Raw genomic sequence first — 23,901 nt, forward strand, 5'->3', positions numbered from 1 at the left:
TATTTTGGAAAAGGTGAATCATGTCTGGGTTTGCATTTAAGCAGTTTAAAATACAACAAAGCAATACCGCAATGAAGGTGTCAACCGATGGAGTCATGCTCGGTGCATGGGTAAACTTGAATAATACCAAATACTTACTGGATATTGGCTGCGGCACGGGCCTGCTCTCTCTGATGTGCAAACAACGTCAACCAGACTTGCACGTGGATGCGGTGGAAATTGATTCTGGAGCGGTTAAGGATGCGAGGGTGAATATCAAGCGCAGTCCGTGGAGCGAGATCACTGTATACCAAGGTGACATTGAGTCTTTTGAATGCCAGCGTCAGTTTGATGTCGTTATTTGCAATCCGCCTTATTTTAATAACAGCTTAAAAGGGCCAGGCAAAGCGCGTAATACTGCACGCCATACCGATAGTCTAACGTTTGAAGCGTTAATTAATGTGTTTTTAAGAGTCAGCCATAGAGAGTCTAGATTAGCGGTAATTCTGCCATGTAAAGAAGCACAGCAGCTACAGTCAATAGCGTCTGCAAACGGTTTATCTTTGTTACGCCATTGTTTGGTTTCTAGCACATCTGAGAAAGGTCCAACTCGCAGTATGATGGAGTTCCAGTATGCTCAGCCATACGCTATTCAAGTTGAAGCATTGTGTATTTATCAGCAGGATAAAACTTACAGCGGTGACTTTATCGAACTTTGCAAAGACTTTTATTTAAAAATGTAAATTTATCAATGGTGGGCAGTTTTCTCACCCCCTTCCACACATGCCAAATTACCCCCTTGTAAGCCGTTGTAATTTCTTTTTCAGGATTTTGAACTAGAGTAGTTATACATTGTTAATATTTTGTTTCGCATTGCTGTGAGCGGTAAGGGATGCGCGATTGACACTGGGTTTGTATGGCCCAGTCACAGGTAAGAAAAGGAATGTGCGTTATGATCTTAACTGCAAGTACCGTTTTACCCACCCAGCTTGGCTCGTTTGATGTAAAAATTTATCGCAACCACAAAGGTGAAGAGATCACCGCTATCTGCAAAGGTGATTTACAGGGCCATAATGACCTGCCCGTTAGAATGCACTCAGCATGTTTTACCGCAGAGGTATTAGGGTCATTAAAGTGTGACTGTAAACAGCAACTGGATTTTGCTTTGTCCTATATTGCAAAGCACCACGGCATGGTGATTTACCTGCCCCAAGAAGGGCGTGGTATTGGCTTGAGCAACAAAATTAAAGCGTATGCCCTACAAGAGCAAGGCTACGACACGATTGAAGCAAACGCGATGCTGAATCTACCGATAGATGCAAGAACCTATGATGATGCCGCGCAGATAATTCGCTTACATGATTTAGAGTCAGTACAGCTACTAACCAATAACCCATTAAAAATTAAACAACTTACGGAGTTGGGGATCAAGGTAACAGGTCGGCTGCCAGTACCAAGTGACCCGACATCTCATGCAGTTGACTACCTTGAAACCAAACGTCAACAGATGGGCCACATGTTAGCCAGTCAAAACGGCAGATCTAAAACGATACCAGATCCCATAAGCAGGCCATTTATTCATATTAATTTCGCTATTGACGGGCATGCCAATACTTGTTGTCCAAATGGTGAAGCGCTATCGGTGTCGTGCAATTCAGATTGGCAGCGAGTGCATGAACTGAGGCAAAAATATGATGCCATTGCAGTGGGAGCAAACACTTGGCTCAACGATAGCCCTAAATTGACAGTTAGAGAAGAGGTCTTAGGTCGAGAGCCTATGCGCCAGCCTGCGAGAATAGTCTTTGCTGGTAAAAGAGCGGCAAAACTTCAAAACTTAGACGTCGATCAACCTAATATCCACAGAGCAACATTCTTGGTGGGCTCTGCTACTGTAAGAACAAAAAGTGGTCTGACCCATGTCAATGCTGACGATTATTTGTTGGCCCAGCCTCTTGCGCAACTAAAGCAAAAAAAAGTTGAGAGTATGCTGGTTGAAGGCGGTATCACGTTAATCCAGTCGTTTGTCTCTCAACAATTGTACGACCTCGTGACCATTTATGTTCGCACTCCTTCGATCTGCAAAGCTGTTAGGTTGGCAACTGAGGTGCTGCAGGGGATCTGTGCCGATCAAATTGAGGCGAGAGCTTTTGGTGAAGGAATTTTACTGAGTGTTGCTCTAGAACAATCACAACTCAATGCGAGAAAAAAGCAGGAATTAGCTTATGAATAAACTCATTTTTGGTTTGCTTAACCCTTATGGCGAACAACTGAGTGCGCTACAAAGTAAACTTCGAGAGCTTACTATCGCGTTTTCTCGCTACCGCTACCGCCAAGAGATACTAGAAGGGCAGAGCATCGCTGAAATACTTAATATGGCGATAGATAGAGATGCGCAGTATTGCCTTATCCAATCAGTCGGGCATGTGATTGACGAGCAGTGGTACTTACCCCATTGGCAGCGTCAGGGGTTTCATCAGAGTATTACGGCACTTTGCCAGCAGCAAGACTTTTTAGTCGCAGGGCAGTTGTACCGTTCAGAAAACCATACTTTGGGCATTGAACCCAATTGTATACTGGTAAACCTCATTCAATATCAAAAGGTTGGAATGCCAGAATTTGGTGAAGTGGATTGGCAACCACGGGAAGTTGTCACCGTCGTATCTGAATCGGCGCTTAGCAATAGCGCACAATGGCAAATTAAAACCCAGCCTAGTGATGTCCAAGGCTGGCAATTCGTGTTGCATAGTTTGCAACATAACCTTGGTGTCAGGGCTTTTACTCAAGATATTAACTACAATCGATTTGACCTCAATGTACCAACAAGCCAACAACACTTTGCAAAGTGTTTGCTTGACTCTCACAGCTTATCAGAAGTTGAGAATAAGCTCGCACCGGCTCAGTTGGCGTTTTTGCAGCGGGCGCAAAAGCAAATCCAAAACGCCAAAAAGGGCGTTTTTCTGCTGAATATTGAGTCATACGATGATTTGGATAATGAACCTAAGGATCAGGCGCTTGACAGTGTATTTAGTGTTGCGGCGGGTTTTAAGGCTTACCGAATATTGGCTACACAAGGATTTCATGCCAATAGTGAAGTGGTGTTTTTCGATTACAGTCAACAGGCGTTGGCTGTTCGCCAATTCATTGTTGAGCATTGGGATGGTGAAGATTTTCCGGCATTTGTAAAAAGAGTCTTTGCGCATTTCCCTGAGCCAGAGTGCTTCTACCAACTATGGCATAACACTGATACCAAAAACATTGATTGGCAAGACTTAGAGCACCTGTGGCAAACAGAGTTAGAGCGCTGGGGTGGTGCACAGAGCTTTAAAGCACAGTGGCAACGTTTCAAAGCTTTGCCTCATCGTTATATGCACATCGATTTGCTTGCGGATAGACAGGCATTGTTCGATGTAATTGAAAGTGCGGGCCACAGTTATATTTGGTGGAGCAATGCCTTCTTCACCATCTATAGCCACTGGCACTTTAACGCACAGCAACGCGAGTCTTTTTATCGTGATTGGGTGTCATCATTGGCACAGTGTGCTCCAAAGTGCCGAGTCAATGGCGCGGACCACAATAATTGTGCTGTCAATGGCTTAACGGCAGGGCGCTATCAAGGTTTGCTGGAGGAGCAAACTGGGGGGGAGTTAAACCCGCAGACACTGCCATGCTTGGATATGCAATTTTAATAAAGGAATGGATTATGAGTGTTTCAGAACAATTTCTACATCATCGAGGCCCAATCACTTGTGCGGCTCAAATTGGTAATAGTCAGCAGATCATTACCTCTGGTTACGATAGCGCCGTTGCTTTATTTGATATTGATACTGAGCAGGTTGAATTGCTTGGCTACCATGAGCACTTGGTTAATCGAGTCACGGTTAATCAAGCTGGGACATTGGCCGCCAGTGCCTCATCAGATTACAACATTTACTTGTGGGATTTGACGGATAAAAGCCTTAAACGTGTTTTAAAAGGGCATGACGATGATGTTGAGGACTTTGTATTTATCAATGACCATTTAGGCGCATCAGTATCTCGGGATTGGCGGATATTGCTGTGGGATCTTGATACCGGATCGATTGAGCGCGTCATTTTAGGGCATGAAAAAGATGTGTTGTCGATCAACTACTTTGCTGGAAAGCTGTACACATCGGGCGATGATATGACGCTTCGTGTGTGGGATATAACCACGGGCAAGCAACAGGCCAAAATAGGTCCTTTTACGACGGAAACTGATAGCTGTGCAATTGATGAGCAAAATCACAGACTGGTACTCGGATGTGATGACGGCATTGTAAGAGTTTTTGATCTGCAAACACATGAGTTGATAGCGCAATTACAAGGCCACACTTCAGCAATTAAAAAGGTGGCGGTCTCGCCAACCAATGGAAATATTTTATCGGCGGCCTATGACCAACGGATTTTGATTTGGGATCATCAAAACTTTGAGCAAATACAGCAATTAGAAAGCAAAAATGCTTTATGGGAGCGCTCGTTTAACTGGGCGTCGGATGGTCAAAGAGTCGTTGCGGGTAGTTTTGATGGCACTGTGTTTGTCTGGGATGTTACATCAGGGGCCTGTATACATCATTTAGGTGCCCAGCACGCACATGGCAATGCATGCTTCAATGACGTTGCATCTAAAGGGGACGGAACTTTGGTGGCTGTCAGTGATGATGGCATTATTCGTGTTGGAGAGCTTACCAGCGAACAAGCGCGCTGGCATACCCAGTATGTTCCACAAAACGGACGTGTATTGATGAACGCTGTTCACTTTTGCCCACACATGCAAAAAGTTATAGCAGGCGCTCACAATCAACATTTGTACTTATTTGAACGCTCGCAACAAAACCTACATGAACAAGCAAGTATTGCGCTCTTGGAGGGGCCAATCAACAGCATTGTGAGCGCACATCATAACGGTTTTGAGGGAGACTTATTTGTAGCCTGTTATAGCGGTAAGGTTGCACATTTAGCCAGTGATGGTAGACAAATCAAAAAGATTGCTGCGCATGACAATGCTGTTAAAGCGCTCGCTCTGCATCCTCACAAACGCTTAGGAGTGAGTTGCTGCGCCGAAGGTGAGCTGGTGAGTTGGGATTTTGAGGGCAATATTTTACAGCACTATCTAGGCCACACTGCCATTATCGATGATGTAGCGATAGACCCAAGTGGACAGTACGTTGCCAGTGCAGGGCGTGATTTCATTTTAAAAGTACACGGTCTTGAAGATGGCAGGTTACTTCACTGCATTCACATAGGAAAACGCTCTCCTAAAGGGTTGCTGTTTTTAGACCAAAGCACGGTGATCATCACCAATTACTGGGGAGAACTATTAAAAGTAGACTTAACGAACGGCGCGGTGATACGTAGTTGTATTGCTAAAAATGGCATTAGCACGGTGGTACGCCATGGTGAGCTTTTGGCTGCGACATCTTACGATGGAGCAATTTATTTGGTCGAACCTACACAGTTAACAACCGTTAATAGTTTACGTTCTATGGCACAAAAAACTTCTGAGCCAGCTTATGCCTAATAAAAAAGTTGAGCGTTTTGTCATACTGTCTGCCCCGAGAAGTGGCAGCAATATGTTGTGTACTATGTTGCAATCTCACCCGGATATTTTATGCCATCATGAGATTTTCAATCCAAACGGGTTGTTTTACGCTTTGCCGTTGCGAACAAGTGAATTCAGTCTGGCCGATGGTATACAGCATAGGGACGCGCAACCACTGCGTTGCTTAAGTCGTTTATGGCAGTCGAACTTAGGTCACAAAGCTGTGGGCTTTAAAATGACTCATTGTCAAAATCAAACGGTGTTCTCTCATTTACTTCATGACTCAGGAATAAAGAAAATCATATTGGAGCGTCGAAACCAGCTGAAAGTTCACGTCTCCAAATTGATTGCCGAGCAAAGCGGCGTGTGGGAGGACTACAGCACTTTGCCACCGCATGCCCGCTGTCAGGTCAAGGTCGATATCGAGCAGCTACAAACCGACATCGCTTTGAATCAATCTTACTACCAGCAGATTAGAGATACGCTTCACCTTTGTGGACAAGACTGGTGTGAGGTTGAGTATGAGGCTATCAATACGCCATCACAGCGGCGGCTTATGCTGGAGTTTTTAAACCTAGACAATGTGCCGTTAGTCGCTCAAAGCCGTAAACAAACTCCCAAAGATTTAAGCGAGGTGATTGTAAATTATCAAGAATTATTACGCTGTGAGGAACCCGCATTACGTTCCCAATTGACGAGTTTAGATGGATAGCAGAGATAGTATGGATAGTGAAAAAGCAAAACAAATTCGCATGGTGTTGCTAGACATTGATGGGGTCATGACAAATGGCTTAGTTGGCTACGGGGGAGCAGAGAGAATCAAATTTTTTCATTCCCAAGATGACCACTTAATTCGCATGACGATTCGCGCTGGCATTCCAGTCGGTATTATTTCAGGTAGGGCTGATCCTGCCAATACTGAACACGCACAAGAGCTTGAGATGGCGCCATGTTGTTTTGGCGAAATTGTAAAATTGGACGCGTTTAAACGGGTGTTGGAAGCGCACCAGTTAAGTGCACAGCAATGTTTGTACATGGGTGACGACTTGATGGATATACCAGTGATGCGCCGTGTAGGCATTGCGGCGTGTCCAGCTGATGCCAGTGTTGAAGCCAAAGAGGTCGCGCATTGGACGACACAAGCTAGTGGGGGGCAAGGTGCGGTAAGAGAGGTACTCGTTGCCTTACTTAAAGCAAAAGGCCTGTGGCAGCAAGCAACAGCAAGATATTTAGAGTAAGGAGTAAGTTATGTCTACGTATAAGGAGTATACAGATGTTCATGTTCCTAGCTTTGAAAAGTCTCCAGCCCGCTTGCAGCGCTTGAGCTATGCGCAGTTAAAAGAATTGGCGGATATTGCTGAGGATGCGTACTATTTATTAGACCTGAACAAGGTCAGTGACAACTACCACCAGTTTAGAAGCTGTTTTGCGCAGCAGTATGAAGCGTGTCAAGTCGCATATTCATTTAAAACCAATTACACGCCTGCACTGTGTCACCACTTGAAAGAACTTGGATGTTTTGCTGAGGTTGTGTCGAGGATGGAATATGACATTGCCACTAAAGTAGTGGGTTATCATCCTTCTCAAGTGATTGTAAACGGTCCTGTTCATAGTCAGCAGTTTGTAGAAACTGTGATGACGGATGGTGCGCTGTTCAATGCTGATGCTTGGTACTTGTTGGCGATGGTTGAAAAAGTGTGTCAGCGCTATCCTGAGCGTCATTTTAAGATAGGCGTGCGAATTACCTATCCAATCACCGAAGGCGGTGATTCACGTTTTGGGATCCCAAGCGATAAAGCTAATATGAGCAAATTAATCAATTGGCAAAACAGTCTCAAAAATTGTGAAATAGTAGGCTTTCACAGCCATTACTCCAACTCATCTCGCAGTACAGTTTCTTTTGCTTCTAGAATTAATGGCTTGCTGAGCGCTAGTGAAGCTTTCTTCTCATCAACCACGCCTAATTTTATAAATGTTGGAGGCGGATTTTTTGGTCATATGCCGGATTCTTTGGCTGTTCAATATGGCGAAAGTGTCGCGACGTTCGAGCAATACGCCGAAGCTATCTGTACGCCTATTAGATCTCAATACACAGTGCAAGAAGGGGTAAACCAGCCGTTACTTTTGCTAGAACCTGGCACTGCTTTGGTGTCAAACGCCATGGTATTTGTGGCACAAGTCTTAGAGGTTAAAAGTTGCTCAGGTAGAACGGTCGCACTTATAAATGGCAGTAACCACAACGTTAACCATAAATGGCAAGGTGAAACCTTGCCCGTGCAACTAATACCAAAGCCTGGCAGTCGCTCCACGTCTAATTCAGGTGAGACCTTTGATATTGTCGGCAATACCTGTATTGAGAAGGATATCATTTGCCAAACGGTCAATGGCACCGTACAGGCTGGAGACTTTGTAGTGTTTCAATACATGGGGGGCTATAGCAATGTACTCAAACAACCATTCATTCACCCATGTCAAGGGATCTATGCTTGGCACAATCAGCGACTGCTTCGGATTAAAAAATCAGGAGATATGCACTCAGTACTTAGTGATTATCAGTAGTGCAATCTTCAAAATGAATACATGCGTAGTCGGTGTTAATCAAGCATATCACCGTGCCTGTACACACAATAAGCAAAGAATATTGAATGCTTATTTAACTTCGCGAGCCATGCTCGCTTAAACGCATTGTTGAAGAGGAAATTAACATGTCTAATTGGTCAGCACCCCAGGCGCTTAGTATTCCAGCGGGAAAACTCGTCATTTTTTGTGCCACTCACCAAGCGCAATTCCAGCAGCAGATACAGATTATTGATACTAACGGTCAACCTATTACCTTCCAAACGTTTGATGGGCAATCACATTCATTTCCCATTACTGGACAAGGGACCGGCGTGAATCTGTTTGCCAATGGCAATGGTAAATTCATCATGGAATCTGGTTACCAAATCCAGTTCAGAAATGATCACTCTCAGACTTCGCTGGTGGCGGCTAGTACTGTTGAGTTTGATCTCAATGGCATTGTTTATGGTGGTGGAACGTTATTTGTAACCGATGATCAGGGAGGGCCAGAGCCTGATTACAATGATACCAGTTTATCACTGCAATGGTTTAACTCTCAGGGTTAACTGTCGTCAAAAAGGAATTCACTATGAATATGCAAGTAAAAGGTTTATATAAATTTGTTTCACAGGCGGCATTGTCGGGGGCGATAGCTATGGGGTCAAGCGTTGTGGCAGCACAAAGTTTTCCTGGTGGGTCGCCTATCACTGCAAGTGATTTAACGGCAACGCCAGCGCAGTTACCAGCACCGCCACCACAATATCAGTTGAATGACCCAATAAGTCATGAACAGTTTGCACGCTTTGCTTGGCGGCAGTTTATTTACTTGAACTCGCCGACCAAGAAAGCCAGCTCGGGACAAAGCAATGTTTCTCCCGTTGTTAGGGGAACGGTCGATCCTAATGCAAACTTTGTGACATCGGGTAATCCACGTTTTTATCAATCGGGTAAAAGCTCAACGGATAATTTCAGCAATAACATTCTTGTCTGGGAGAGCTATGCCCATCGCTCAGAGCTGTTCCCTAAAAATGCGAAGGCCAGTGGTGACTTTCCGACTTTGTTGCCGAAATACGACTTTATTAATCTGAGTGTGCCATCCAGCCAGGCGCGCTTTAACAACCTAGATGAAAACTCCCAGATAGGTCAGAATAAAATCTTTTTTCCAAAAAATGGCAGTACGCCTTCGGCTAATCCATATGACGACTATGAAGTATTGTTTGAAGCTAAAGTCAACCAAACCGAATATGATTACATTAAAGGATTAAATGTTACACCTAATGAACCATTAGAGAACTTTGATTTACCAAATGAAACGATAGAAATAAAAGCAGCGTGGCGGGTACTAAGTGATGATTTGGCTCAATCTGGCCGCTATCATACTGCGGAAGCTTTGTACTACAAAGGCGAAGGGAGTGAGGCACAAGCACATGTCGCCACATTTGGTCTGATTGGTCTACACATTATAAGAAAGATGGAAAACTACGAAGCGTTTGTATTTTCTACATTTGAGCACGTAGATAACCTGAAAAAGCCCAATGGCGCAGAAACAGGCTTGTATTTTTATACGACTTATAACCAGTTGAGCTATCAAAGTACGGTGTCATCAACGCCTCATGCGATTGTGAATACTGGTACAAATTTAGTGCAATTACCATTACCTACAGCGGGTGATATTACCCCTGCAAATGGTTATGAGTTTATCAATGGTAACTTTACCCAGCCAACCGCCACCTCAGCAGGGCCAATTAAAGTGGTTCAACCACCAACGATTACCAATGCGGTTACTAGCGTCAATCAAGAAGTGAAAAATGCCATGGCGCAATCAAAACAGTTTGGTAATTCTGTATGGCAGTATTACCAACTAAAAGGAGTTCAGCCATTACCTGTGAACGAAGACAGCAGTGTGGCCGGCAAAGCAAACCCACTCACGCAAGACTATTTCTTAGCAAATAATGTAATAGAAAGTAGCCAACCAGGTATTCAGTTGTTTAAAGGCGGGGCTCCGGGCCCACTTCCTCAACCACCTAATACGACTAATTGTAGTCAGCCCGTTCCAAGCGCAGGCCAGCCCAGTGTAAACTGTTTACCTAACCCACGAGCAGGTTCAACGGCGGCCAATATACAGAATGTGCCTAACTTAGTGGTTCCAGGTATTAGCCATGGGGATCAAAACTCCATTGTGATGGGGGGCTGCATGGGGTGTCATGGTCAGGCGAAATATACAAATAAAGACGGTACGACAAGCAGTATTTTTAGCTTCTTGATCAGTCAGCCAAACCTAGAAGGTAACGGAGGCTTTACCGCAGATCCATTCGACCAAACTGGCGTCAGCTTAAGTACAGCTGCACAAAAGTATATGGCTACACAAGGTAAGTAACAGTGAAAAGGAGTGCTTGGCACTCCTTTTATATTTGGTTGACGACTTTTACTGGGGAGAGCGGCGCTTCATATTCACAAGATAAAGCTTGCATTGTCAGGGGTTGTTTTGCACCACTGTGTTCTGTCCAATCATATTGTTGAGTGATTTTCCAAGCTGCGAACTGATCATCTGAGCCAAGGGTGCACTCAGTCCAAACATCTCGCCATAAATGCAGGTACTTTAGGTAATGTGGCGCTAATTCAAGTATTTCACTGTCATCATAATTAAACCATGGCTTGATAACGCCTGCAAAGTGAATGAATTTAGCATCTAATAGTGTCAGTTTGTCCAGTTGGTGTATGTACTGCTCGATAAATGGCATAAAGTTGTAACGACCATCTACCAAAGTCACTTTATTCTGAAAATAGATATTCAACAGCATTTGGTCGGTAAAGCCTTTACTACCGAAGTCTTTCCAGAGCGAAAGGTCGTCAATGAGACTGACAACGCCTTGATAATGCTCATCAGTAAGATAGGTGCTTGAAATAGCCATAAAACCTGAGTTAAATGTGTGAATGAGATTGTTCTGACCATAGCTTTGCGGAATTGTTAAGGCATCAAAAGGTGTTTTTTTCAGTAACTCATTTGCTCTGTGCTCGTATGCAAAACCGTCTCGTGCGGCTAAAAAGTCATAAGGGCTGTCAAACACCTCTTTGATGTTATTGCAGCACATGCCATCGCTATCGAGAAAAACCAACTTTTCATAGCCACGTAAACGTAGGATTTCAAGTGACAATAACCGCAAATGGAGATCCGCACGCAGAGTTGGCAAATGTGTGCGTAGCCTGTCGGTTGCGTTTTCAATTTGCTCGGAGCGCTTAATAAACTTAACTGGGTAATGAGCACTCAGGCGCGCTTTGTTGGCCGACGACAAGTGGTCAATAAAGATGACAATATCGCCTTCAAACCAAGGGTTATATTTCAAAAAGCTATAAATTAAAACCTCTGTACCGAGTGCGAAGTTATCGCAAGTTACTGTGGCCAAGCAATAAGCTTTTTTCATAGATTATGTGCTCCGATTGGGTTGGCAAATTCAGAGGTGGAGTTATCAACAAGTAACTTATTGATTGCTCTATCGAAGGTTTCTGTCAGCATGTCTAATGCTACCTCTTTATTTTGGGGGTGCCATGAAAAGTAATTTAGCATGCCATATCCTGCCGGTGTTTTATTAGCGTCTAGAATGAACAAACGTTGGCTTTGAGAGCACCTTACAATGTCTAGCTCGCCAAAATCTAAGCCGATGAGTTGACAAAATTTGGTGATATTTACCTGCTCTTGGTAGCTAAACATCTTGTGGGTACCTAAGAGTTCAGGTGGCTTTTGGACACGGTCATCCAATGAGTCGTTAGCGACAGCTTGTTGTACTAAATAAACAATGGGAAGCTGGCCAAAAATAACAGGCACTCGGTACTCCTGTTGGTAGTCGCCGACAGTAGAGTCAATCAGTGCTTGATAAACTTTACTGTCATCTAAAGAGTCTATCGGTGTATCGATTACTCGACCACCCTTAACCCCATTGGCATTTGGCTTTTCGACGCAACGACCTTTATGAGTAAGAGGATCAATAAAGCTACCATAACCAAACACGGCGTATTGTAATTGTTCAACATGTTTTTTACTGATATTGAGGCAGTTTTGGTTGATGATATGTTTGCCATCTGCTGCATCAAGCAGCTTGTGCGGACAGTTCAACTCCGTTACATCGCTCCACAAAAAAGCCACGTCAAATGAAGCTTCTAAATCACGGGTTACCTGATAGCCCAGTCTATTGATGATGTGAGTGATGGAGTAATACTCTTTGTCTGGGTACTGGGGATAAAAAAGTAATTTCATAGGATGGCGCGCCTTTAATAATACTGAGCCAATAACAAAGGGTATTGGCTCAGGTGTATGGATTAAGTTATTTGCAGCAACCGCACACTGACATAACACCCTCTTCGGTCGTACTCCATTGGCCATTCCATGTTAACCCGAGGTTTGGACATACGCCTTTTGCATCAGAGGTACCGTCTTTACATTTTTTTACTGCATCTTGCTGGCTATATATTGGTCCAGCTTGAACATCAACGCACTGACCCATACCAACAACGATGTCGTCAAATATGTGGCTTAGTAACCCAGAGGTCGTGTTCTTATTTTTTACCGTGTCTGTACCAGCATATCCGTGGCAGCCAAAACAGTTAGAAGCGAATCCGTTATTAGTTTTTGGGTTCGTATCAACCCATTGAAATGTGGTCTCAGCAACGGTGTTTGCTAAACGCAGCGAGCCTCGCTGATTGCTGACATCGCCATTGACACTGGAATCTTTGGTGATATCGCTTACCCAAATGGCACCAACATTAAAGTAGTTTTTGAAAATGCTCATATCACCTGTTAGCTGCTTATGAACACTGCTGTTCATCGATACAATATCGCTAACATTTTCTTCTGCCTTCCAGTCATCGGCAGCGGTGCCATGCGGATAGACGCGGCATATTTCAGTGGGCACGCCGGTAAGTGTCCCGTTTGGTGCTGCTTGGTTTAGACACTTAGACATTGATGTATTGTCTGAGCTTGCAAGGGCAGCTGAACATGACTCACTGATAAATGACCAGCCAGTATTGGTGGCGGGTTTGTTACAGTCAGGCGCATTTTTATTGTGTTCAAATGTTGCCCAGATAAACTCTGGATGATCGGGGGTTGCGATAGCAAAATGAAAGCCAATCAAACCAAGCGTGGTGTTGGCGGGCGCGCCTTGTGGGTTGTTCCACACAAGGTAGTCTGCTTGATTGTCTGTTTTAGTTAAGACTTTCCAAGCGGTTTTTAACTCAGTTGTGCCACCCGGGAAATTGGTTGCATTCTTTATTTTATCTGCATCATCACACATGTTGCGGCTAAAGCGCATATCGTAATAAACAATATTGCCGGCTTGATCGAAAATTACATCGCCACCACCTGCCTCACCATGAATGAAGCTACCGCTTTTGTCTAAGGCGTTTTTCAACGTCACGCCCGTAATTGTGTTGTCACACGAGTTCGCAGGCGCGCCATTCGCACCTAGCTCATAAAGAGGGTAGTCGCTGGTGTTTGAGAAGTTTCGATTTTCTGCGTTGTTTTCAGAGTCGGTTGAGGTACTTTTGTAGGGAGACATCAAACTGATGAATGATTGCCATGTGAATTGATAAAAATCACAGAAGTCATTACCGTTATTTGGTACTTCTTCGGGAATACCTGGGTCACCTGAAAACCAGCTTGCTGGCGCGGTACAGCTAGTCGTTTGCGTTTGAGCACTAATGGCTTGCTTAGCTGGTAGTGCTAAGATCAAACCACAGCTAACAATAGGTAGATATCTTTGCCATACGAATCTGGCATTGCTTTTATTTTTCATGACTCGCCCCTGAGAGTGTAAAAGTAAACAGCGATTTAAAGGATACTGCGTTACATAAAAGTACAAGAGGCTAGACTGCTGCAAAGGCGCGACCTATAAATAGGTGATACACAAGCTTCCTTACCATCCATCAAACTGGATGACTGAAGTATAGTTAGAAAGCCAAAAAACAAAAATTACATCTTATTACAAACATGACGATCTAGATTGATTAAACAGTAATATATACCTTACTTACAGATAAAAGCATTGGAAGAAGGACAACAGGTAATGCATGCAACCGTATTGACTATTTTGGATTTTTTAAAGCAAATAGATATCCCACACGAGGTATGCTCCATCGAGCAAAAAACGTTTTTACCAGGACTGAGGCTCGAACGGGGCGTGTTACAGATAGACGCAGAAAAGTTACTTTATCCCGGTGATATATTGCACGAAGCGGGGCACCTAGCTGTTTGTGAACCGACAGAAAGGTATATGATGAGCGATGATGTATATAAAAGTGGCCGCAATCAAAGCTGGATGCAAGGAGAAGAAATGGCGGCGATTGCTTGGTCGGTCGCGGCAAGTAGATTTATTGGCTTACCACTTGACGTTGTTTTTCATCCCCATGGATACAAAGGGGCAAGTGATCATTTTATCAAGATATTTTCTGAAGGAGAGGCATTTGGTACACCTTTGTTAAAAGCGTGGGATATGGTTGACCCTGATTTGGGATTTCCATTCATGAAATGTTGGCGAAGAGAGCTTTCATGGTATTAGACGAGTATGTACCTGAAAATGTTGCACACCTCTTTGATATTTATTGATTTTTATTTTATTCGGATATAGGGAGGGACCATGCATTTTTCTTAACTTGAACTAAACTTATTAACTATTCAAGATACACTGGTATGAAGCTCAGATGGCTATCCCCTATTTTGATAAGCTCAGTACACGTTTATTTGCACCGTTAGTTGTTATTTTCTTAGTGGTCTTTTTGGTGTTGCTGATCTACGTGCCAAGTATTACCAAACAACATACCATTGATAATGCAATTGCATCGGCAGAAAGTACCGTTAAGCAATATAAGGCAATTCGTGGCTACTATACAAAGAACATCATCAAAAAAATCACCAGTGGCAGCGAGTTTTCCCCACATTTTGAGCACAAAGATAACGCCAAACACATACCGCTACCGGCGACATTTATCCATGACATCAGTGAAGAGTTTTCTGAAAAAGGAATAATCGCATTAAAGCTTTATAGTCCATACCCATTTCCAATTAGACAGAATAGGCAGTTAGATCAATTCGCTCAGCAAGCCTGGCAAAAGTTGAATGATAACCCAAAGCTGACTTTTAGCTCGGTGGAAGAAGTTGCGGGCAAAGAGGTTGTGCGTGTTGCACTGGCAGACACCATGGTGGCAAAAGGGTGTGTAAATTGTCACAACAGTCATCCCCAAACTCCAAGAACAGGTTGGAAACTTAATGACGTTCGAGGTGTATTGGAAGTTCAAGTCCCCATCGATGGTGTACTGGCTGGTGCGCAAAGTCTAAATCTAGTCATCGCAGGGATTGTGGTCGGTGCTTTGGTGGTTACCATCGGTATTTTGTTCTACCTGTTTAGAAGGTTAATCTCCAATCGCCTACGTAGTTTGCACAAGGCATTAGATGAGATTGTAGCCGGTGAGGGTAATCTTAGTCATCGACTTGAAGAGCACCCAAGGGATGAGATTGGTGTGGTATCGGTGGCATTTAATGAGTTTATGAATAAGTTTTCTTTGGCGTTAACCAGTATCGCTAGCCAAGTAGAGCAGTTATCTGGTGCAACGTTTGAGATGCAGGAGATAAGTAAAACCACAAACAGCGGAGCGAAAAAGCAACAACAGATAACTACACAAGTTGCAGACTCCATGACGGATATGTTGTCGTCTGTAGAAGATATGAACTCTATTGCACAAGTAACGGATGAAAACACTAGAGCAACACAACAAGAGGCTTCGCATGGACGCGGTATTGTTAAAGAAAGCTTCGAATCTGTTGAAGCGCTATCTCGTGTAATGGCAAACGTTGCTGACGTAGTACGAAATCTAGAGTCCGATAGCCAAAATATAGGTGGAGTACTGGATGTCATTAAAAATATCGCTGAGCAAACTAATTTACTCGCGCTAAATGCCGCGATTGAAGCTGCTAGGGCTGGAGAGCAAGGCCGAGGCTTTGCGGTAGTTGCCGACGAAGTCAGAACGCTCGCGAGTCGAACACAAGAGTCCACAGAAGAAATTAACAATATGATCACGCAGCTTCAGGCGGGTGCTAAAAATGCGGTGCAAAGTATTGAAAATGGTGGTCAGAGCATTCAAATGAGTCAGCAAAAAGCTAATGAAACCAAAAATATGATTGAAAGCATCAGCAATTCAATCAATGAGATACAAAAGCAAAATGAGCAACTCACTCAAGCCGCTAGATTGCAGGGACAAACCATCAAAGATATTAGCTCTAGCATTACCGAAATACACGAAACGTCAAGTACGACTAATGCCAGTGCGAGCGAAATTCTGGCCGCTGCCGATGAAATCAATCAGGCTGTGAAACAAATTAATGAGCAGCTACATAGATTTACAGGCAGCTAATAAGGTTAAAGTGAGTCGCTATATTCGGTCATGATCTGAGCTATCCAAGTGGCGATACGGTCGTCACTTTTATCATATTGGCTGTCTTCATCTAGGGCTAACCCGACGAAATGTTTCCCATCTTCGGTAAGTGCTTTGGAGGCTTCGAATTCATAGTCGGCAGTGTTAGGCCAATAACCTAAAAACGTTACCCCTTGCGGCGCTATCTTGTCATGTAACATCCCAAGAGCGTCTTGAAACCACTGTCCGTAGCCCTGCTGATCGCCCATGCCAAACAGCGCGATGGTTTTGCCTGCTAAGTTAACCCCTTCGATATCGTCCCAGCATGATTCCCAGTCTTCTTGCAACTCACCAAAGTCCCAAGTGGAAATACCAAAAATCAAAAAGTCATACTGTTGGGCGTTGACCAGTGGCTCGTCTTTGATGTTGTGTAATGACACAATATCCTCACCAATAATGTCTCTTATTTTTTCGGCCGCCATTTCGGTATAGCAGGTGGTTGAACCGTAAAATAACCCGATTTGCATAGTATTTATCACTTTTAGATTGACTGATATGATAGGCGCGAAGTCTACCTTATGACGCATTAAATTGATACAGGAAGCCTGTGAGCGAAAATATCTCAAGAAAGCCATTAAACGACGTCAATGCGCAAGCTATAGAATTGTTTTTGGACACTTTATACCTAGAGCAAGGGCTAAGCGAAAATACGCTAGCAGCTTATCGCAGTGACTTAGATAAGTTTGCTCAATTTATTCAATCAATAGATAACAACTGCTCACTGTTAAAAGTTCAAAGTTCAGATGTTGAAGCGTATTTGGCACATCGACATGATTTAGGGCTAAAATCGCGCAGTACCGCTAGGGCGATCAGTGCACTCAAACGGTTTTATTTATTTTTTTTACGCCAAAAAGAGATCACCGCTACGCCACTTTTGAATATTGCACAACCTAAAACAACACAAGCCTTACCTAAGACTCTAACAGAGCAAGAAGTAGAAGCTTTGTTAGACGCACCCGATTTAGGTGATGCCATGGGGCTCAGAGACAAAGCCATGCTGGAACTTTTATATGCCACAGGACTGCGGGTAACGGAGTTAGTTGGCATGAGAATGGAGCAGATCAATTTACGCCAGGCTGTTGTGTTGGTAAAAGGCAAAGGAGGTAAAGAACGTTTAGTGCCAATGGGCGAAGAAGCATTGCACTATATCGAACAGTTCCTGAAGGTCGGTCGCCCTGAAATGGTTAAACATGCTACCGATTTTGTGTTTCCATCAAAACGCGGCACCGGTATGACACGTCAAACTTTTTGGCATCGTATTAAACACTATGCTATTTTGGCAAATGTAACGTCACCATTATCACCACACACGTTACGTCATGCATTTGCAACACATTTGTTGAATCATGGCGCTGATTTAAGAGTTGTACAGATGATGTTGGGGCATAGTGACTTATCGACGACACAGATTTATACACATGTTGCCAGTGAACGTTTAAAAACGCTTCATCAGCAGCATCATCCCAGAGCTTGATGGAATTTTATTTGAAATTGTCGGTCTACTGGGTGATTGGATAATAATTGAAAGAGCATAATATGAAAAAACTAATGTATGTAGCGGCAATGGCATGCTGCTTCTCAACCTTCGCCAACACAGCGCCAGAAGCCGTTCCTGCTGAGCAGAGCGTAAACCCTATTGAAGAAAGTTTTGCTAAATTAGGCGTAACGGTATCAAGCATAGAAGATAGCCCAATAGCGGGTTTGAAAACAGTACTGACCGATAAAGGCGTGCTTTATGCCAGTATGGATGGTAAATATTTGATGCAAGGCAATCTCATTGATTTGGAAAACCGCATCAACGTAACCGATCAAGCACTAAGTGGTGTACGTAAAGAGGGCGTTGCACAATACGAAGATTCAATGATCGTTTACAAAGCTGAAAATGAAAAGCACCAGGTCACGGTATTTACGGACATTACTTGTGGCTATTGCCGCAAGCTACACAGAGAGTTGGAAGACTATCTGTCAGCTGGAATTACAGTGAAATATTTAGCGTATCCACGTGGTGGCCTGCAGGGCTCTGGCTATGAAGATTTAAGAAATGTGTGGTGTGCAAAAGACGCAGCAAAAGCACTTACAGACGCTAAAGCTGGTCAAAAAGTTGCTAAAGTAGAAAACTGTAGTGCGCCGGTATCAGAACATTACCAGTTAGGTCAGAGCTTTGGTTTGTCAGGCACACCAGCGATTATTCTTGACGATGGCACGCTAATTCCAGGTTATCAACCTGCAGACTCCCTATCAAAAATGTTAGAAGAGAAAAGCACGAAGTCGTAATTGAGGGTATAATGCCGTCAACGAGAAAAAGGCCGTCAGGCCTTTTTTATTGCTCCAAATTTAAGGTTTAGTTAGTTAATGAACACCCATATTCAAGTGCGTTCGCGCGTTGATGATAGTCATCTGCCAAACCAATTACACCCGGTAATCAAACAGATTTATGCCAGCCGAGGCGTGCAATCCACCCATGAATTGGACAACAGAACCAATACGCTGATTGATTTTCGTTTGTTAAAAGATATCGACAAAGCGTGCGATATTTTACAGACGGCATTACACAGCCAAGCGAGGATATTAATTGTTGGCGATTTTGATGCGGATGGCGCGACCAGTACCACGGTACTGATGGAAGGGTTAGCGCTGTTTGGCTATCAGCACGTAGATTATTTGGTACCGGATAGATTTAGCTTAGGGTATGGCTTGAGCCCAGCTTTAGCAGAGCAAATTGTTCAGTTACAGCCAGAGCTGGTGATCACCGTTGATAATGGGATTTCTTGTATTACCGGAATAGACATTGTTAAGCAAGCTGGCATTAGCGTGATAGTCACCGACCACCATTTACAAGGTGAACAGCTGCCAAATGCCGATGCAATAGTAAACCCAAATCAGCAAGGGTGTCAGTTTCCTTCAAAATCAATCGCAGGTGTCGGAGTGGCGTTTTATTTGCTGATGGCACTTCGCAGCACGTTGAGAGAGCAGGGGTATTTTGAAAGATTAGGGCAAACACCACCTAATCTAGCCGCTTTGCTAGATGTGGTAGCGCTTGGAACTGTGGCAGATGTGGTGGCACTGGATGCTAATAATCGAACCTTAGTTTATCAAGGTCTAGCGCGTATACGCAGTGGCCATACACGACCTGGGATTATGGCCCTGATAGAAGTTGCCAATCGAAATGCGGCGCGATTAACAGCCAGTGACTTTGGTTTTGCGTTAGCACCTCGGCTCAACGCTGCTGGTCGTCTTGATGATATGAGTTTGGGGATAGCCTGCTTGCTTTCTAAGGACTTACATCAGGCGCGTCGTATTGCAAGTGAACTAGATAGCCTCAATCATGAGCGACGTGAAATTGAACAAGGAATGCAACAAGAAGCGCAAGCCGTGTTAGAACGCTTGGTATTAAGTAGTCAAAATGTGCCAGATGCCGTGTGCTTATACCAACATGATTGGCACCAAGGGGTTATAGGTATTTTAGCTGGGCGCCTCAAAGAGCAATACCATCGTCCAACCGTTGTTTTTGCTCAGGGGGATAACGGCGAACTTAAGGGTTCATGCCGCTCTATCGAAGGTGTGCACATGCGCGATGTGTTAGAGTCTCTGAATACCTGTTACCCTGGTCTCATCGAGAAGTTTGGCGGACATGCTATGGCAGCGGGGCTCACTATTAGTGAGGCAAACTTTGATCGCTTTAAGCAAGCCTTTGTACAAACCGTGAGCGAGAACTTGTCTGACGAGCACAAGCAAAGCGTACTATTAACTGACGGGGTGTTACCTGCAGATTGTTTTACGATGGAATTTGCCCAGCTTCTACAGCAAGCGGGCCCTTGGGGACAGCATTTTCCAGAGCCTGTTTTCTGTGGTGAGTTTGAGCTGGTTCAACAGCGAATCGTAGGTGAAAAACATCTTAAATTGGTACTCAAACACCAATCAGGAAAGCTGGTTGATGCGATTGCCTTTAACGTTGATGTGCGCTCATGGCCTAATTCACAAGCTACGCATTCACAAGTGGCGTATCAGCTTGACATTAACGAGTTTCGAGGCAAGTTTTCATTACAGTTGATAGTACGAGAAATCAGCGCAATAACCTCATAAAGGCATTTATAGCCAGAGCAAACTTTGCTATTATGGCGCGTTTAATAATTGTCGCCTTGTAGTGCCATTACTGGCGTTGTGAACAAGTGCAGAAAATCGATAAATTTTTGGAGTAATATGCATGTTTGAAGTGAATCCTGTGATTAATCAAATCAAGGACATTCGCGAACGTACTGAGCTGCTTCGGGGGTACCTTTGACTACGCTCTTAAACAAGAGCGTTTAGAAGAGGTTAATGCAGAACTTGAAGATTCGGCGGTATGGAACGAGCCTGAAAAAGCGCAAGCTTTAGGGCGTGAAAAGTCAGCGCTAGAGGAAGTCGTTGAAACCATAGATAACTTGGTTTCGGGTGCTGACGATGCGGAAGGTCTCGTCGAGCTTGCTGTTGAAGCCCAAGATGAGGAAACCTTTGAAGAAGCGCAACAAGAATTAGATACATTGTTGGCCTCTTTGGAAAAGCTTGAATTCCGTCGCATGTTTTCAGGTCCTCACGATAACAGCGATGCATATTTAGATTTACAGTCTGGTTCTGGCGGTACCGAAGCGCAAGATTGGTGTAACATGCTCCTGCGCATGTATTTGCGCTGGGGTGAAGCAAAAGGCTTTAAAGTTGAACTCGTTGAAGCAACAGACGGCGATGTGGCGGGTATCAAAGGTGCAACCGTGCGGTTTGTCGGCGAATACGCTTATGGTTGGTTGCGCACAGAAACGGGTGTTCACCGTTTAGTACGAAAAAGTCCTTTTGATTCAAGTGGACGTCGTCATACCTCTTTTGCTTCTGCTTTCGTATACCCAGAAGTTGACGATAATATCGAGATTGATATCAACCCAGCCGACTTACGCATTGACGTATATCGTGCTTCGGGTGCCGGTGGTCAGCACGTAAACACCACCGAGTCTGCGGTTCGTATTACCCACGTGCCAACAAATACTGTTGTACAGTGTCAGAACGAACGTTCGCAACACAAAAACAAAGCGCAAGCGATGAAGCAGTTAAAAGCCAAATTATTTGAGCTGGAAATGCAAGCGCAAAATGCTGAAAAGCAGTCACAAGAAGACGCCAAGTCAGATATCGGCTGGGGTAGTCAAATACGTTCATACGTATTGGATGACTCACGTATCAAAGACTTACGTACTGGCGTTGAAAACCGTAATACGCAGGCCGTATTAGACGGTGATTTAGACAAATTTATCGAAGCTAGCCTGAAATCAGGCCTTTAATCAACAAGCTAAACTAAGAGCTAAAAAATGACAGATCAAATCCAAGACGAAAATAAACTCATTGCTGAGCGTCGTACCAAGTTGGATGCGATTCGCGAGAATTGCAGTGCCAATGGCCACCCTAACAGCTTCCGCCGTGAAGACTATACGGCTGATCTACAGGCTAAGCTTGGTGATAAATCGAAAGAAGAGTTGGTTGAATTAGATCACCAAGTTGCAGTTGCTGGCCGCATTTTAGCTAAACGTGGTCCATTCTTGGTTTTACAAGATATGAAAGGCCGTATTCAGGCATATGCTTCAAAAGATGTACAAAAAGATTTGAAAGAAAAATATGGCCAACTAGATATTGGCGATATTATTGGCGTTAAAGGTCCGGTGCACAAATCTGGCAAAGGTGACTTGTACGTGGATATGGTTGAGTATGAACTACTGACCAAATCATTGCGTCCGCTGCCAGAGAAGTTCCATGGCTTAACAGATCAGGAAGCTAAGTATCGTCAGCGTTATGTTGATCTAATCACTAATATGGAAACCCGTGAAACCTTTAGAATTCGCTCTAAGGTAATCGAGGGCATTCGTCGTTTCTTAGCTGAACGTGACTTTATGGAAGTTGAAACACCGATGCTACAAGTTATTCCTGGTGGTGCTTCTGCGCGTCCTTTTGTAACGCACCATAATGCCCTAGACATCGATATGTATTTACGTATTGCGCCTGAGCTTTATCTTAAGCGTTTAGTTGTGGGTGGTTTTGACCGTGTATTTGAAATTAACCGTAACTTCAGAAATGAAGGGTTATCAACGCGTCACAACCCAGAGTTCACTATGATTGAATTCTATCAAGCGTATGCAGATTACAATGACCTAATGAATCTGACTGAAGACATGTTACGCACGGTCGCTCAGGATGTGCTTGGCACGACCACAGTGGTTAACACCACAAAAAATGCAGACGGCGAAGTGGTAGATACGATAGAGTATGACTTTGGTCAACCATTCACACGCCTATCAATGGCTGATGCTATCATCGAACACTCAGAAGCTGCAGCAGCACAGGCGCATATCTTTAAAGACCCTGAAAACCACTTTGAAGAGTTGAAAGCGTTTGCTAAGCAAGTACACGTTAAAATACCGGAGAACTGTGTGTGGGGTGCGGGTAAGTTCTTGTGTGAGATCTTCGAAGAAGTGGCAGAGCACAAGCTTATTCAACCAACTTTTATCACTGAATATCCGTGGGAAGTATCTCCACTTGCGCGTCGCAACGATGAAAACCCATTCATCACTGACCGCTTTGAGTTCTTTGTAGGTGGCCGTGAACTTGCAAATGGTTTCTCTGAGCTTAATGACGCAGAAGATCAGGCGGCACGTTTTGCTCGCCAGGTTGAAGAGAAAGATGCAGGTGATGATGAAGCGATGCACTTTGATGAAGACTACATTCGCGCGCTTGAATATGGTTTACCACCAACAGCGGGCGAGGGTATTGGTATTGACCGCTTAGTGATGTTATTCACTGACTCACCAACAATTAAAGACGTTATCTTGTTCCCGCATATGCGCCCGCAAGCTGATTAATTTAATCTTTGCTAAAAAGCCGCTCAAAAGAGCGGCTTTTTTGTATTTTTACAGACGTTTGTTGTATTTTTGGTCGCAAAGTGCGGAAAAGTTAAACGTAGTCATATAAATGACTTAAAAGCTGCACATTCTATGAGCATACGGTTCACTTTTACCATAAAAGTGTTTGACTTATTTTCTCAAGCCTTTATTATACGCATCCACAAGACGGAGAGGTGGCCGAGTGGCTGAAGGCGCTCCCCTGCTAAGGGAGTATAGGGTTTGTAGCCCTATCGAGGGTTCGAATCCCTCCTTCTCCGCCATTTTTTATTAAATGGCTTCTTGTATATCGGACGCGTAGCTCAGCTGGATAGAGTACCTGGCTACGAACCAGGCGGTCGGAGGTTCGAATCCTCCCGCGTCCGCCACTTTATCTCAAGTGGTTAAATATAGAGAATTGTGATGCAGGCAGTAGGAGGTTCACTCTTACAAGATACG

The 23,901-nt window shown here is 44.0% G+C and carries 20 protein-coding genes and 2 tRNA genes; 18 read left to right on the plus strand and 4 right to left on the minus strand.

The annotated features are described in order from the left end of the window. The first annotated feature begins 20 nt into the window (after positions 1–20). From L1070_RS11330 to L1070_RS11370, 9 genes are all read left to right on the plus strand, one after another. A complete protein-coding gene (locus L1070_RS11330) occupies positions 21–722 on the plus strand; it encodes a methyltransferase (RefSeq protein ID WP_237125625.1) in 702 nt (233 codons plus the stop codon). A gap of 209 nt (positions 723–931) precedes the next feature. Continuing rightward, a complete protein-coding gene (gene ribA, locus L1070_RS11335) occupies positions 932–2,209 on the plus strand; it encodes a GTP cyclohydrolase II RibA (protein WP_237125626.1) in 1,278 nt (425 codons plus the stop codon). Further along, positions 2,202–3,665: a hypothetical protein gene (locus L1070_RS11340; protein WP_237125627.1), complete on the plus strand. Its 1,464-nt coding sequence runs from the start codon at positions 2,202–2,204 to the stop codon at positions 3,663–3,665. The genes ribA and L1070_RS11340 overlap by 8 nt, the downstream gene beginning before the upstream one ends. A 14-nt stretch (positions 3,666–3,679) precedes the next feature. After that, positions 3,680–5,515, plus strand: a complete 1,836-nt coding sequence (locus L1070_RS11345; RefSeq protein ID WP_237125628.1) for a WD40 repeat domain-containing protein — start codon at positions 3,680–3,682, stop codon at positions 5,513–5,515. Next, positions 5,508–6,248, plus strand: a complete 741-nt coding sequence (locus tag L1070_RS11350) for a sulfotransferase (protein ID WP_237125629.1) — start codon at positions 5,508–5,510, stop codon at positions 6,246–6,248. The genes L1070_RS11345 and L1070_RS11350 overlap by 8 nt, the downstream gene beginning before the upstream one ends. Before the next feature lie 10 nt (positions 6,249–6,258). Further along, positions 6,259–6,774 carry an HAD hydrolase family protein gene (locus L1070_RS11355; protein ID WP_070984054.1) on the plus strand — a complete coding sequence of 172 codons (516 nt, stop codon included), beginning with the start codon at positions 6,259–6,261 and terminating at the stop codon, positions 6,772–6,774. Positions 6,775–6,784: 10 nt separating this feature from the next. Then, positions 6,785–8,095 (plus strand): hypothetical protein, encoded by a 1,311-nt coding sequence (locus L1070_RS11360; protein WP_237125630.1) that lies wholly within the window; start codon positions 6,785–6,787, stop codon positions 8,093–8,095. Between the two features lie 146 nt (positions 8,096–8,241). Beyond that, positions 8,242–8,661: a hypothetical protein gene (locus tag L1070_RS11365; protein ID WP_070983845.1), complete on the plus strand. Its 420-nt coding sequence runs from the start codon at positions 8,242–8,244 to the stop codon at positions 8,659–8,661. A 23-nt stretch (positions 8,662–8,684) separates the two neighbouring features. Then, positions 8,685–10,472 (plus strand): hypothetical protein, encoded by a 1,788-nt coding sequence (locus L1070_RS11370; protein WP_237125631.1) that lies wholly within the window; start codon positions 8,685–8,687, stop codon positions 10,470–10,472. Between the two features lie 28 nt (positions 10,473–10,500). On the opposite strand, the gene L1070_RS11375 is transcribed toward L1070_RS11370, so the two are convergent. The 3 genes from L1070_RS11375 to L1070_RS11385 form a co-directional block, all read right to left on the minus strand. Next, positions 10,501–11,517, minus strand: a complete 1,017-nt coding sequence (locus L1070_RS11375; protein ID WP_237125632.1) for a glycosyltransferase — start codon at positions 11,515–11,517, stop codon at positions 10,501–10,503. Next, a complete protein-coding gene (locus L1070_RS11380) occupies positions 11,514–12,347 on the minus strand; it encodes a hypothetical protein (protein WP_237125633.1) in 834 nt (277 codons plus the stop codon). Before L1070_RS11380 ends, L1070_RS11375 begins: the two co-directional genes overlap by 4 nt. 67 nt (positions 12,348–12,414) lie before the next feature. Then, positions 12,415–13,881 (minus strand): mannan-binding lectin, encoded by a 1,467-nt coding sequence (locus tag L1070_RS11385; protein WP_237125634.1) that lies wholly within the window; start codon positions 13,879–13,881, stop codon positions 12,415–12,417. A gap of 270 nt (positions 13,882–14,151) precedes the next feature. On the opposite strand from L1070_RS11385, the gene L1070_RS11390 reads away from it, so the two are divergent. Continuing rightward, entirely contained in the window at positions 14,152–14,643 is a 492-nt protein-coding gene (locus L1070_RS11390) for a hypothetical protein (RefSeq protein ID WP_237125635.1), read from the plus strand. 142 nt (positions 14,644–14,785) lie between these two features. Further along, positions 14,786–16,492, plus strand: a complete 1,707-nt coding sequence (locus tag L1070_RS11395) for a methyl-accepting chemotaxis protein (protein ID WP_237125636.1) — start codon at positions 14,786–14,788, stop codon at positions 16,490–16,492. Between the two features lie 5 nt (positions 16,493–16,497). Here L1070_RS11395 and fldB read toward each other — a convergent pair whose 3' ends face one another. After that, positions 16,498–17,019, minus strand: coding sequence for a flavodoxin FldB (gene fldB / locus L1070_RS11400; protein WP_237125637.1), 522 nt, complete (start codon positions 17,017–17,019; stop codon positions 16,498–16,500). An 80-nt stretch (positions 17,020–17,099) separates the two neighbouring features. Here fldB and xerD point away from each other — a divergent pair, with 80 nt between their 5' ends. From xerD to L1070_RS11435, 7 genes are all read left to right on the plus strand, one after another. Beyond that, complete coding sequence (xerD, locus tag L1070_RS11405; protein ID WP_070983853.1) at positions 17,100–18,026, plus strand: site-specific tyrosine recombinase XerD; 927 nt, start codon at positions 17,100–17,102, stop codon at positions 18,024–18,026. A gap of 62 nt (positions 18,027–18,088) precedes the next feature. Then, positions 18,089–18,826, plus strand: coding sequence for a bifunctional protein-disulfide isomerase/oxidoreductase DsbC (gene dsbC, locus L1070_RS11410; RefSeq protein WP_237125638.1), 738 nt, complete (start codon positions 18,089–18,091; stop codon positions 18,824–18,826). Positions 18,827–18,904: 78 nt separating this feature from the next. Continuing rightward, positions 18,905–20,635: a single-stranded-DNA-specific exonuclease RecJ gene (recJ, locus tag L1070_RS11415; protein WP_237125639.1), complete on the plus strand. Its 1,731-nt coding sequence runs from the start codon at positions 18,905–18,907 to the stop codon at positions 20,633–20,635. Positions 20,636–20,756: 121 nt separating this feature from the next. After that, positions 20,757–21,855 (plus strand): peptide chain release factor 2 gene (prfB, locus tag L1070_RS11420; protein ID WP_096348928.1). Its coding sequence is split into 2 segments (ribosomal slippage): positions 20,757–20,831 and positions 20,833–21,855, totalling 1,098 coding nucleotides; the frame shifts between segments, so codons are not numbered across the junction. 27 nt (positions 21,856–21,882) lie between these two features. Beyond that, complete coding sequence (lysS, locus tag L1070_RS11425) at positions 21,883–23,424, plus strand: lysine--tRNA ligase (protein WP_070983857.1); 1,542 nt, start codon at positions 21,883–21,885, stop codon at positions 23,422–23,424. A gap of 209 nt (positions 23,425–23,633) precedes the next feature. Continuing rightward, a tRNA-Ser gene (locus L1070_RS11430) sits at positions 23,634–23,726 on the plus strand. Between the two features lie 28 nt (positions 23,727–23,754). Then, positions 23,755–23,831: transfer RNA gene (locus L1070_RS11435), tRNA-Arg, on the plus strand. Positions 23,832–23,901: the final 70 nt, after the last annotated feature.

Origin of the sequence: Pseudoalteromonas sp. MMG022 (genome assembly GCF_021654245.1) — a bacterium.
GTDB classification, from domain to species: domain Bacteria; phylum Pseudomonadota; class Gammaproteobacteria; order Enterobacterales; family Alteromonadaceae; genus Pseudoalteromonas; species Pseudoalteromonas amylolytica.

Coding starts and splice junctions, on each gene's coding strand:
- L1070_RS11330 (WP_237125625.1), top strand. CDS start 21: ATGTCTGGGTTTGCATTTAAGCAGTTTAAAATACAACAAAGCAATACC.
- ribA (WP_237125626.1), top strand. CDS start 932: ATGATCTTAACTGCAAGTACCGTTTTACCCACCCAGCTTGGCTCGTTT.
- L1070_RS11340 (WP_237125627.1), top strand. CDS start 2,202: ATGAATAAACTCATTTTTGGTTTGCTTAACCCTTATGGCGAACAACTG.
- L1070_RS11345 (WP_237125628.1), top strand. CDS start 3,680: ATGAGTGTTTCAGAACAATTTCTACATCATCGAGGCCCAATCACTTGT.
- L1070_RS11350 (WP_237125629.1), top strand. CDS start 5,508: ATGCCTAATAAAAAAGTTGAGCGTTTTGTCATACTGTCTGCCCCGAGA.
- L1070_RS11355 (WP_070984054.1), top strand. CDS start 6,259: ATGGATAGTGAAAAAGCAAAACAAATTCGCATGGTGTTGCTAGACATT.
- L1070_RS11360 (WP_237125630.1), top strand. CDS start 6,785: ATGTCTACGTATAAGGAGTATACAGATGTTCATGTTCCTAGCTTTGAA.
- L1070_RS11365 (WP_070983845.1), top strand. CDS start 8,242: ATGTCTAATTGGTCAGCACCCCAGGCGCTTAGTATTCCAGCGGGAAAA.
- L1070_RS11370 (WP_237125631.1), top strand. CDS start 8,685: ATGAATATGCAAGTAAAAGGTTTATATAAATTTGTTTCACAGGCGGCA.
- L1070_RS11375 (WP_237125632.1), bottom strand. CDS start 11,517: ATGAAAAAAGCTTATTGCTTGGCCACAGTAACTTGCGATAACTTCGCA.
- L1070_RS11380 (WP_237125633.1), bottom strand. CDS start 12,347: ATGAAATTACTTTTTTATCCCCAGTACCCAGACAAAGAGTATTACTCC.
- L1070_RS11385 (WP_237125634.1), bottom strand. CDS start 13,881: ATGAAAAATAAAAGCAATGCCAGATTCGTATGGCAAAGATATCTACCT.
- L1070_RS11390 (WP_237125635.1), top strand. CDS start 14,152: ATGCATGCAACCGTATTGACTATTTTGGATTTTTTAAAGCAAATAGAT.
- L1070_RS11395 (WP_237125636.1), top strand. CDS start 14,786: ATGGCTATCCCCTATTTTGATAAGCTCAGTACACGTTTATTTGCACCG.
- fldB (WP_237125637.1), bottom strand. CDS start 17,019: ATGCAAATCGGGTTATTTTACGGTTCAACCACCTGCTATACCGAAATG.
- dsbC (WP_237125638.1), top strand. CDS start 18,089: ATGAAAAAACTAATGTATGTAGCGGCAATGGCATGCTGCTTCTCAACC.
- recJ (WP_237125639.1), top strand. CDS start 18,905: ATGAACACCCATATTCAAGTGCGTTCGCGCGTTGATGATAGTCATCTG.
- lysS (WP_070983857.1), top strand. CDS start 21,883: ATGACAGATCAAATCCAAGACGAAAATAAACTCATTGCTGAGCGTCGT.